At 42.4% G+C, this 11,551-nt stretch carries 7 protein-coding genes and 2 rRNA genes; 8 read left to right on the forward strand and 1 reads right to left on the reverse strand.

What is annotated here, in order from left to right; translation table 11 throughout:
* The 4 genes from G541_RS0104300 to G541_RS0104315 all read left to right on the forward strand — a co-directional run.
* A 23S ribosomal RNA gene (locus G541_RS0104300) occupies positions 1 to 145 on the forward strand; the annotation flags it as partial.
* An 84-nt stretch (positions 146 to 229) separates the two neighbouring features.
* Positions 230 to 346: ribosomal RNA gene (rrf, locus tag G541_RS0104305) — 5S ribosomal RNA — on the forward strand.
* A gap of 147 nt (positions 347 to 493) precedes the next feature.
* Positions 494 to 1,411: a M48 family metallopeptidase gene (locus tag G541_RS0104310; protein WP_081654780.1), complete on the forward strand. Its 918-nt coding sequence runs from the start codon at positions 494 to 496 to the stop codon at positions 1,409 to 1,411.
* Between the two features lie 95 nt (positions 1,412 to 1,506).
* Entirely contained in the window at positions 1,507 to 2,199 is a 693-nt protein-coding gene (locus G541_RS0104315) for a DUF975 family protein (RefSeq protein WP_009553970.1), read from the forward strand.
* 64 nt (positions 2,200 to 2,263) lie between these two features.
* On the opposite strand, the gene G541_RS0104320 is transcribed toward G541_RS0104315, so the two are convergent.
* The gene (locus G541_RS0104320) at positions 2,264 to 3,637 is read right to left on the reverse strand and encodes an NAD-dependent succinate-semialdehyde dehydrogenase (RefSeq protein ID WP_027826613.1); all 1,374 of its coding nucleotides are present in this window, start codon (positions 3,635 to 3,637) and stop codon (positions 2,264 to 2,266) included.
* 144 nt (positions 3,638 to 3,781) lie between these two features.
* Here G541_RS0104320 and G541_RS0104325 point away from each other — a divergent pair, with 144 nt between their 5' ends.
* The 4 genes from G541_RS0104325 to G541_RS0104340 all read left to right on the forward strand — a co-directional run bounded on the left by G541_RS0104325 (position 3,782) and on the right by G541_RS0104340 (position 11,543).
* A complete protein-coding gene (locus G541_RS0104325) occupies positions 3,782 to 5,569 on the forward strand; it encodes a glycoside hydrolase family 13 protein (RefSeq protein ID WP_027826614.1) in 1,788 nt (595 codons plus the stop codon).
* A 499-nt stretch (positions 5,570 to 6,068) separates the two neighbouring features.
* Positions 6,069 to 8,249 (forward strand): ornithine decarboxylase, encoded by a 2,181-nt coding sequence (gene speC, locus G541_RS0104330; RefSeq protein ID WP_027826615.1) that lies wholly within the window; start codon positions 6,069 to 6,071, stop codon positions 8,247 to 8,249.
* A 30-nt stretch (positions 8,250 to 8,279) separates the two neighbouring features.
* Entirely contained in the window at positions 8,280 to 9,608 is a 1,329-nt protein-coding gene (gene potE / locus G541_RS0104335) for a putrescine-ornithine antiporter (protein WP_027826616.1), read from the forward strand.
* A gap of 219 nt (positions 9,609 to 9,827) precedes the next feature.
* Positions 9,828 to 11,543 (forward strand): SpaA isopeptide-forming pilin-related protein, encoded by a 1,716-nt coding sequence (locus tag G541_RS0104340; RefSeq protein WP_027826617.1) that lies wholly within the window; start codon positions 9,828 to 9,830, stop codon positions 11,541 to 11,543.
* Positions 11,544 to 11,551: the final 8 nt, after the last annotated feature.

Below are 11,551 nucleotides of genomic sequence, written 5' to 3' on the forward strand. Positions count from 1 at the left end.
CTAAGCGTGAAACTCACCTCAAGATGAGATTTCCCATTACGTAAGTAAGTAAGATCCCTGAGAGAAGATCAGGTAGATAGGATGGAAGTGGAAGTACAGTGATGTATGGAGCGGACCATTACTAATCGATCGAGGACTTAACCGAGGAGTTAGATTAAGAACGAGATGTTCAAGGCAGAAGAAAATAATGATATCTAGTTTTGAGAGCGCAAGCTTTCAAGTAAAAAAGTGTGGTGACGATGGCAAGAAGGATACACCTGTTCCCATTCCGAACACAGAAGTTAAGCTTCTTAACGCCGAAAGTAGTTAGGGGAACGCCCCTTGTGAGGATAGGAAGTTGCCACGCGACTAAAGCGATCTGCAATTGCAGGTCGCTTTTTTTATGTATTAGTAAATTAATATTTTGCGTTTCACTCAAGGGCAAAAATCTTGACTCTAAGGATGGTTGGTATCTGTTAGAATTATCTTTAATGAGTGGATAGAATGGGAGGAAATGAAATTGTTATTTGTCCAAATCACCCGTAATCGCCGTAACACGTGGATTGCCTTGGTGGTATATATCTGCATTCTGATAGCTGTGACTCTGGTAATTGGAATGTCTAGTCCGCAACTAGGAAAATGGATCGCAATTGGTAGCATTATTTATTTTGTATGGGGTTTTATCCGCATGGGATGGCTCAGCTATCGTGGTCTTGCTGGATACGAGCTAACAACGGAAAATGCGCCCGAGATTATCGAGCTGGTAGAAGGCCTATGCTTAGCAGCCGGTATTCCCCAACCTAAAGTGCTATTTGATCCGGATCCTCTTCCCAACGCCTACGCCCTGGGCTGGGATCCAAAGCATGCTAGTATAACTTTGACCAAAGGCTTATTGGAGATCATGGATAAACGGGAATTAGAGGGAGTTATTGCCCATGAATTAGCACATATTCGCAATTACGATACACGGTTAACCATAACCACCAACTTAATTTTGAATCTCATTGTAGGTATTTCTTTGGGGGGTTTACTGATTGGGGCCGGTATGGTGGTTAATAAGAGTCGGGGGCTAATTGCTCTAGTATTTAGAGTCTTAGGGTTGGGCTTAGTAATTCTTTTCGGGCTTATTACGCTGGTAGCGATCCCCTTAGGAAAAATTTTTTACTTCATGATTTCTCGCCAAAGAGAATATCTCGCTGATGCAGGTTCTGCAGAATTAACCCGCAATCCCGACGGACTTATTTCAGCCCTTTCCAAACTCAAGGATCCTGCGCTGGCTATGCCACCATCGCATAATATGGTTCTTAACGCTGCTTATATCAATGGTCCCAAGATGAATTCACTGTTAGAATTGTTTTCCGATCATCCTACTTTGGATAAGCGTATTTTGAAGTTACAAGAAGCTTTTGGTGTCAACAATGGGAAGCAGTAAGGATGAATGCAGGCTGGGGCATGATCTAGTGAATGCTTCTTTGGTATAATTAGCTAAACAGGAATGTGATAAGCAAATTAAAAGGGGTGGTAGGTATGGTAACAAGAAAACAACTTAAGCAAGAAGCACGGCAAGAACTATCTGGTAATTGGTGGACAGCGATCAAAGTGATGATTATTCCTTATTTGTTGCTGGCGGTAGTGTTAACCATTATCGGAATTGCTACATTTGCTACGTTAAAAGCAAATTGGACAGCTGGTATTAGTGAGGGCGCAACAATGCATCATTCACATGGAACTGGGGGCAGTTCTGGTGCTAGCATCATTGCCAATCTTTTCTTGATCGGAGTGCAGTTTACTTTCTTGGACTGGTTGCGGCAACACCAAGCTCCGTTGCACCCAGTAAGAAGTGGGCTCCAAGTGTTCACAGGCAAACATTTCTTTTCAGTCTTAATTATCTTCATTGTGCGCAATATCTTTATTTTCCTGTGGAGTCTGTTATTAGTGATCCCAGGCATTATCAAAGGATATTCATATTCCCAAGCATTCTTTATTTACAAAGATATTAAAGATCGGGGTGAAAGCGATAAGTATAGTTATTTAGACTACATCACCTTGAGCCGGAAACTAATGGATGGTCATAAGATGGAATTTTTTGTCTTACAGCTAAGTTTCATCGGTTGGGATTTATTGGGAATGCTTACCTTAGGAATTGGGTATTTATGGATTTCTCCGTACAAGCAGATGACATTTGTTAACTATTATCGTCATTTGACTAATGAACAATAATAAGAAAAGTGCCAGGCGTTGAATTTTTTCAACACCTGGCACTTTTTACATAATTAAAATTAGCTTAATTTTGGTATGGTTCGTAGATCAAATGTTCATTGACAAAGGCATTCATACCTAAGTGACTCAATTCACGGCCATAACCAGAATTCTTGATCCCACCGAATGGTAGCTCTGGTAAGGAGGCCCAACCGGCGTTGATCCAGGACATACCAGTTTCAATCTGGGCGGCCACTTCTTTGGCGTGAGCAACATCACTACTAAAGACGGTGTTTCCTAAACCGTAGCTCGATTTGTTTGCTAGGGCAATAGCTTCAGCTTCACTGTGAACTTTGTAAATAACTGCAACTGGACCGAATAATTCTTGATCAAAGATCGGATTGTCTTCCGTAATATCAGTTAGAATGGTTGGCTTAAAGAAGAACCCTGGTCCTTCAACTGGTTCGTTGCCGTATACAACAGTTGCACCATGATCAACAGCAGTTTGAACTTGAGCAGTTAACTTTTCGAGCGCACTCTTAGAACTTAATGGGGCGACAACAGTTTCTGGGTCCATCGGATCACCAAGTTTAGCATGAGAAAATGCTTCTTTCATCATAGCAACAAAGTTGTCATAGAGGTTGTCCATCACGATGAAGCGCTTGGACGATGTGCAGACCTGACCAGCATTATAAAGCCGAGCTTGTGGAGCAACTTCCTTCAAGAGGTCCCAATCTGCGTCACCCAAAACGATGAAAGCATCATTTCCACCCAGTTCAAGGGTAGTCTTTTTGAGTGCTTTGCCGGCTTCTTGGGCAACAGCTGCTCCCCCGCGTTCAGAACCAGTGAGGCAAACACCGGCAACCCGAGGATCGTTGATGGCGGCGCTAACTTGGTCATAACTAATAAATAAATTGGTTAGACTGCCAACTGGTGCACCGGCTTCCAGAACTAGGTCGGCAAAAGCTTGGGCCGATGCAGGACATGAAGAAGCATCTTTAAGGATCATCGGGTTCCCCACCATAAAGTTGGGGGCAAAGACCCGCATGATTTGGTAAAATGGGAAATTCCATGGTTCAACAGCGACAATTACCCCCGTTGATTGTTTGAGGTAGTAGGCTTTGCCACTATCAGAAGGAAGATCAACTGGTTGGAGGAGTTCTTCGCCATGATCAGCATAATAATCTGCAATGTCAGCACATAGATCAACTTCGCCTGCAGCTTCAGTTAGAAGTTTCCCCATATCTTGGGTCATAATCCGTGCCATTTCAGTCCGTTTTTCACGTAAAAGGGTTGCCAAGCGGTGCAAGACCGGCTTTCTTGTGGCCGGTTTTTCCTGGCGCCACTGTTGATAAAGACGGTGGGCAACCGTTAGGGTTTCTTCTAATTTTTCATCACTTGCATTGGGAAATTCATGTAAAACTTCACCCGTATAAGGGTAGATTGTTTGATATGACATAATAAAATCCTCCTCAATCTAAATGAATACAATTTTAATTATAGTAGGAAACGATTTCATTTGCTAATTTAAAGCATTTTGGCAACTGCAAAGAAATGAAGTACAATAGAAAAAGAAATTTATGATGGAATTGAGGTTGGCAACATGGATCAGGCAGCATTGTATCACCGGCCGGATAGTGAAATGGCTTTTATCTACACACGCAATGAATATCACATTTATCTAAGAACCAAGCATGGAGATGTTGCGCAGGTCAAACTACTTTTTGGGGATCCATATGACTTTGAATTTGATGAAAAAGGTCAACGTAAATGGAATTATCAAGAAGTAGCAATGATTAAAGATGCCGAAACACTGAACCATGATTATTGGAAACTGGCAATTAACATCCCGCAACGACGGTTGCAGTACGCCTTTTGGGTAGAAGGTAAAGACGGCGAACAAGTTATTTATGATGACCGCCGAATCATGCCATACAATGAGCAGAACTTAGCGCGGATGGATTGTTTTATTGTTCCTTTTGTACACTTGAGTGACGAAAAATGGGCACCTAACTGGGTTCGGCAAACGGTTTGGTACCAACTATTTGCTGATCGTTTTGCCAATGGTAATGTCAAAAATGACCCGCCGGCAACCCTGCTTTGGGGGGACCAAGCGGTTCATCCGAACGCATGTTTCGGGGGTGACTTGGCTGGTTTGATCAAACGCTTGGACTACCTCAAAGATTTAGGGGTTAATGGAATTTACTTGATGCCAATCTTTACCGCATATAGTAGTACCAAGTTCGATACGGTAGATTATTTTAGTATTGACCCTAGTCTCGGTACTAAGGCGGAATTTAAGCAGTTAGTGGATGAGCTACATAAGCGTAACATGCGGATCATGCTGGACGGGGTTTTCAGTTACATGAGTGATACCTCTTTGCAATGGCAAGATGTGCAAGAGAAAGGTCGGGCTTCCCGGTTTGCAGATTGGTTCCAAATTCGTCGGTTCCCGGTAGGTTATAAACCAACAGACAATCCAGATATTGCGTACGACCTAACGTATAACGTTCACGGAAATAACCCGCATATGCCCCAGCTAAACACTGCTAACCCGGCAGTGCGGAAGTATTTACTAGGGGTAGCAGCTTATTGGACGAGAGAATTCAATATTGATGGCTGGCACCTAGAATACGCCGCTGAGGTTGATCAAAAGTTTTGGCGCGAATTTGCAACAACTGTCCGAGAAATTAATCCAGAAATCTATCTGGTAGGAGAAGTTAAGCATAGTAACCAACGCATTGTTCAACCGGGTAAACTAGATGGAGTGGTTAACTATCCGGTTACCGAAGCTATTACTCGGTTTGCTGCTAATAAAGAGCTGTCCGTTGCGGAGCTGATTTCGGTAATCAATGATCAGATGGCCTTATACCGTGATCAGACTAACGAAGTGATGTTTAACGCAGTGGAGAGTCATGTGACCCAACGGTTATTAGCTACTTGTCATGGAGACAGCTCATTGGTGCGGATGATTTTGGCATTAACTTTCTTACAAATCGGAACGCCAAGTCTTTTCTATGGGACAGAAGTGGGGATGACCAACCATCAAGCTCCTCGGATTTACCAGAGTATGATTTGGGATGAAGATAAACAGGATAAAAAAATGTTACGGTTTGTGAAGGTTCTGACACACTTCCGGCGTAATTTTGCTAAGTTGTTAAGTTATGGTGATTTCCAGTGGGGGCCACGATCCAATAAATACAATTACTTGAGCTTGACCCGGCAGTTAGGCAAGCATCAGGTTTTTGCCCTCTTTAATTTTGGCTATACAGCAATTAAGTTTGTGCGCCCACAAAACTCACGCATAATTCTGTCGCAGAATTTGCTAGACCATGAGGAAAAGATTGGTTCTAATGGTTTCTTGATTATTGAATTGACGACCCAAGGGTAGTAAATTAAGACAAAAAACGCGGAATAACTCACAAAGTGGGGACCAGCTAAACGCTGGTTCCCAGTTCTTTTTCAGCTTAATACGCAATATAGTGAGAATATAATGAGAAAAAAACCCCAAAAAGGGTGGATGATCTGTGCCTTTTTCCGGCTTTAAACGTGATTAAATGTGCTTATATTACATATTTTGAATACTACACAGTGAAAACGGTCAAAGCGATGATTAGTTCTAGCTTAGAAATGTATTTGAGTATATTGAACTTTACTTATTCAGGTATATAATTAAAGTGTGCCTGGAAGCGTTACATTCATATGAAGGATGTGACTTGTATGGGAACAAGTCATTGGAAATGGTATTGAGAGGTTGGTACCTGATGGCAAATGGTGAGGGTCATCATTCCAAGCATCCGTCTTGTGAATACGCTTTTGCGTAGTTTACATGCATGGTTAAAGAACAAGGCCGGTTCTTTAGGCGTGCTTCTTTACTAAGGAGGAACAAAATGAAATTATTGAGTATCGCAGCTTCAGAAGATGCTAAACAGTATTTCTCTACTAAGCGTAGCATTGTTGATGCTTACACAGACGCTGATTTCACAGATGTTGCAGCCGTAGTTATTACTGATGAAGACCAAGAATTAGTTGACAAAGTTTACAATACATACTTTGGCATTCCTGTATTCATGGTTATGACTGGTAAGGTTGAAGTGCCTGCTGAAACTCGTCGTAAGGTATTCCACTTTATCGACAACGATAAGGCATACCGTAACATCTACGATGGCGAAATCGAAAGCGCAGCTGAAGAATACGAAGAAAAGATGTTACCACCGTTCTTCAAGAACTTGGTTGAATATTCTCAAAAAGGTAAGTTGAGTTTTACAACACCAGGTCACCACAACGGTAAGTCATTCTTGAAGCACCCAGCTGGTCGTCTTTTTGTTGATTACTTCGGTGAAAACTTGTTCCGTTCTGACTTAAGTATTTCTGACCCAGAAGTTGGGGATCTTTTGACTCACGGTGGCGCCGCATTAGACGCTGAACAACATGCTGCTAAGGTATTTAACGCTGACAAGACTTACTTTGCTGTTAACGGTACATCCACTTCTAACTCCATCGTTACAAACGCTGCAGTTACACCTGGCGACTTAGTATTGTTCGATCGGAACAACCACAAGTCAATGTACATTTCAGCACTGGAAGAAACCGGTGGTATTCCTGTTTACCTGCAAACTGAAAGAGATGCTTTCGGTTACATCGGTGGTATTTCTGACCATGTTCTTAACGAAGATCACATTCGTGCAGAAATCGCCAAGGTAGCACCAGGTCGTGAAAATGAAGAACGTCCTATTCGGTTGGCTGTTATTGAATTAGGTACTTACGATGGTACTATCTACAATGCACGCCAAGTTGTCGACAGAATTGGTCACTTATGCGATTATATTTTATTCGACTCTGCATGGGTTGGTTACGAGCAATTTATTCCAATGATGAAGAATGGTTCTCCATTACTTCTCGAATTAGGACCTAACGATCCTGGTATCTTCGTGACCCAATCTGTTCACAAGCAACAATCTGGTTTATCACAAGCTTCACAAATTCACAAGAAGGATAGCCACATTAAGGGTCAAAAGCGCTACATCACTCACAAGCGCATGAATAACTCTTACATGAAGTTTACTTCAACCTCTCCATTCTACCCATTGTATGCATCCTTGGACGTTAACGCATACCTCCAAGAAGGCAAGCATGGTGCTAAGATGTGGGAAGACACAGTTAAGTTAGCTATCTACGCTCGGAAGAGAATCTTGAAGGAATCCAAGATGTTCATCCCTCTTGTACCACCTGTAGTAAATGGTCAAAAGTGGGAAGATGTTGATACTGACATCTTAGCTACAAACATTGACTACTGGAAGTTCGACAAGGGAGGCAAGTGGCACGGTTTCGAAGGCTACGGCGACGATCAATACTACGTTGATCCATTGAAGATCATCTTCAGAACTCCTGGTATCATCATGGAAACTGGTGAATACGACAAGACTGGTATTCCAGCAAACATCTTAGCAAACTACCTGCGTGAACACGGTATTGTTCCAGAAAAGAGTGACTTGAACTCAATCGAATTCTTAATCACTCCTGCTGAAACTAAGACTAAGATCGATAACTTAATTAATTCCATCCTTCGTTTCGAAGACTTAGTAAACGAAAATGCTGATTTGAAGGATGTCCTTCCAGAAATCTATGCAGAAAACGCAGACCGTTACAAGGGTTATAAGGTTCAAGATCTCTGCTTAGAAATGCACAACTTCTATAAGGAAAACGATGCTAAGACATACCAAAAGCGTGCCTTCTTAGAAGATTACTTCCCAGAAAGAGCAATGACTCCATTCGATGCTGATAAGGAATTAATCCGGAACAACGCTGAATTGGTACCATTGGATGAAATCGAAGGCCGTGTGGCCCTCGAAGGTGGTTTACCATACCCTCCAGGAATCTTCATGATTGCACCAGGTGAACGTTGGAACGAATCAGTTACTAAGTACTTCTTGATTCTTCAAGATGGTATTAACAAGTTCCCTGGCTTCGCTCCTGAAATTCAAGGGGTCTACAACGAACCACAACCAAATGGTAAGGTACGTGCCTTTGGTTATGTCTTAAAGGACGAATCAGTTTTAGACAAGAAATAGTTCATAAATTACTGGATTGAGGTGGAGAAAATGGCTGAATCTTCAAGCCAAAAGATGACAGTTACTGAGTTAACTATCATCACTGCTGTTAACATGATGGGTTCAGGTATCATCATGTTACCATCCAAACTTGCCCAAGTAGGTACTGAATCAGTTCTTTCTTGGTTAGTTACTCTGGGTGGTGCTTTGTGCCTGTCCTATGGTTTCGCTCGCTGTGGTATGTTCAGTGAAAATACATCCAACGGTATGGGTGGTTATGCTGAATATGCTTTCGGTAAGAATGGTAACTTCATGGCAAACTTTACTTACGCTTTGTCATTAGTTATCGCTAACGTTGCCATCGGTGTTTCTGCCGTTGGTTACGGTGCCGTTTACTTGGGTATTGAATTGAATGCCGTACAAACTTCCCTGGCAACTATGGCATTGGTTGTTATCACTACTATAGCTAACTTCTGGGGTCCAAGAATCACTGGTAAGATTGGTTCCATCACTGTTTGGGGCGTTATCATCCCAGTTGTCTTGATCTCTGTTGTTGGTTGGTTCTTCTTCAGCGGTCACAAGTATGCTGCTGCATGGAATCCACACCACATGAGTTTCGGCAAAGCAATCGGTTCTTCTATTCCTATTACTTTGTGGTCATTCCTTGGTTTGGAATCTGCTGCTGCTAACGGTGACGCCGTAGAAAACCCACAAAAGAACGTGCCAATCGCTATCTTGAGCGGTACAATCATTGCTGGTATCATCTACATTGCTTCTACTAACGTTATGGCTGGTATCGTTGATAACAAGGATCTTGTTACTTCAACTGCTCCATTCGGTTTAGCATTCACAACTATGTTCCACAGTGCAATGGCTGGTAAGATCGTTATGGCATTAATGACCTTAGCATGTATCGGTTCATTACTTGGTTGGCAATTTACTGTTGCCGAAGTGTTCCGTTCTTCTGCAAACGCTGGTTACTTCCCAGCTGTCTTCAAGAAGCTCAACAAGCACGACGCACCAGTTGCTGGTATGACTATCTTAATGATCGTTCAATTGATTCTGTCATTGATGACTATGAGTCCAAACTTGAACGAACAGTTCAACCAATTAGTTAACATTGCCGTTATCACTAACTTAGTTCCATACGTACTTTGCATGGCTGCGGTTAAGATTATCCAAATCCGTGCAGGTCAAACTGATAGCAAGGCTAAGACTGCCAATGCAATTGCATTCGTAGCTGGTCTTTACAGTTTGTACTCTATGTACGCTTGTGGTGCCGAATCAATGTTAATCGGTGCTATCATTGCTTTCTTCGGCTGGACAGTTTGGGGCTTCATCGCTCACAACTTCATGCCACTTGGCAAGGAAAGCAAATAATCATTTGATTATTGCCGAGCTGAATTAGCTTAACAGGAACCCCACGAGGAAAATCTCGTGGGGTTTTTGTGTACATATTTTCAAGTTGCCGTCACTACTACTATTTTCATAGCGTTTTAATGTGAAAACGTTTCAGATGAGCAAGGTGCTCATTCACAATTGACTCTAGCTACATGTTCAGGTAATTTATAAGAGTTATAAATTAAGGAGGAGATAGTAGTGAAGAAGCAACAACTGTTCATCGGGTTGATCAGTTTGCTGCTATTTGTATTTACCCTGGGTAATTACTCTGTCCATGCTGATATGGGACGTAATATTAGTGATCACATCACTAATTTGGAAATTTCCGACCGTGATCAAGGAAAGCAGGATACTTATCAACATGGAGCTTACCTGAACGTAAAGGGAACATTTAGTGATCAATGCGGTGAAATTCACGGTGGCGATTATATTTTAGTTAATTGGTCGACTCAAAGTGAAAATGCGCGCGCATTTTTGCAAGGGTTTAATGGAAAAAAAGACCTGTACATTGATGGTACAATGGTTGCAACCTATATGGTAGATGCCACGGGAGCCAAGTTACTTTTTAATGATAATGTCAATAATTTACAGAATATCAATGGTAATTTTACATTTACTGTTCAAGCGTTTAATGATACCTCGAATAATCAGGTGTTAAACATTGGTTCTGGAACAGTGAATGTCGATGTCACGATGCAGGCAGGAGCTAGTGATGGTCATGAAATAACCCACCACCAGTCGTGGGCAGGGTCTAAGACCGGTGCGGTCCAGAGTTATGCTGGCAAAAACTGGGTCAACTGGGGCGTATACTTTAACTCTAACGCTGCGGACTTGACGGGCCAGATCACTTTTACGGATCAAATTCCTGCCGGTTTAAGCTTGGATCCAAACCGAATCAACATTTGGCTTGATGGTACGGAATACATTCCGCTGGCTGACTTTAAGGTCCGGTTTCCACAATCGGCAATCAAGGTTGAGGGATCAGTGATCACTGCTACCTTTGCTGGGACAGAGTTTTCCGGTCATAGTTTTTCGTTAGGTTATTTAACAGAAATAACAGACTCAACTGCGGTCAGTTTCACCAATACGGCCACTGGTTCCTACCAGCTAGCTGGCCAAACACCCCAAGACTATGACTTCGCTGCGACGGTGCGCAATGTCAATTTTGATGCTAGTGTGACTGGTACTAAGCCAGGAGAACTAAAAATCATTAAATATTATGACGAGAACGGATCACGCAAGTTCTTACCAGGGGTAATTTTTGAAATTACGGCGCAAACTGGGAAAAAATGGCAGGTAACAACAGATGCCCATGGCGTTATCAGCTTAAAGAATATGATCGCGGGGACTTATTTTGTTCGTGAAATTGCGGCGCCAGACTGGATTGACCTAGATGAAGTACGGAACCGTACTTGGCAGGTTGCGGTATTAAGCAGGGGTGAAGGGCAAGCGTTGGAAATTGTTAACCATAAAAAGCCTGCTCCAGAAGAACCAGCAAATCCAGGCGAGAAAGAACCGCCAGCAGAAGACAACGAAATATCCAAAGTTCCGGGTGAAAAGGAACCACCGGAAGAACCTAGGATTCCAGCAAATCCGAATGAGATAGACCTACCAAAGGATCCAGAAAAACCAGCATTACCAATGGTACCGGAATTGCCATTAATAGGTGACCAGGAACCAGCGCTGGGTACAAAGACAACAGGTAAGGAAATAGGTTTGCAAATAGTACCTAAACCTGCAGAAGTAAATGCAGCAGAGAAAAAGGAAAGACAGCAACAGGCAACCGCTAAAGCTACTGCAGCTACTTCGGTTAATACGAAGTTGCCGCAAACAGGAGCGGGAGTTTCCTTAATGGTATATGGATTAATCATATTAGTAGGAACAGTGTTGGGGTTTCGAAGAAAGTTATTCTAAATACCTAA

The sequence above is a fragment of the Ligilactobacillus saerimneri DSM 16049 genome (assembly GCF_000423265.1).
Classification (GTDB): Bacteria; Bacillota; Bacilli; order Lactobacillales; family Lactobacillaceae; genus Ligilactobacillus; species Ligilactobacillus saerimneri.

What these genes read in the sequence shown, in the direction of transcription:
- G541_RS0104310 (WP_081654780.1), top strand. Translation starts at nt 494, where the DNA reads ATGAAATTGTTATTTGTCCAAATCACCCGTAATCGCCGTAACACGTGG.
- speC (WP_027826615.1), top strand. Translation starts at nt 6,069, where the DNA reads ATGAAATTATTGAGTATCGCAGCTTCAGAAGATGCTAAACAGTATTTC.
- G541_RS0104315 (WP_009553970.1), top strand. Translation starts at nt 1,507, where the DNA reads ATGGTAACAAGAAAACAACTTAAGCAAGAAGCACGGCAAGAACTATCT.
- potE (WP_027826616.1), top strand. Translation starts at nt 8,280, where the DNA reads ATGGCTGAATCTTCAAGCCAAAAGATGACAGTTACTGAGTTAACTATC.
- G541_RS0104325 (WP_027826614.1), top strand. Translation starts at nt 3,782, where the DNA reads ATGGATCAGGCAGCATTGTATCACCGGCCGGATAGTGAAATGGCTTTT.
- G541_RS0104320 (WP_027826613.1), bottom strand. Translation starts at nt 3,637, where the DNA reads ATGTCATATCAAACAATCTACCCTTATACGGGTGAAGTTTTACATGAA.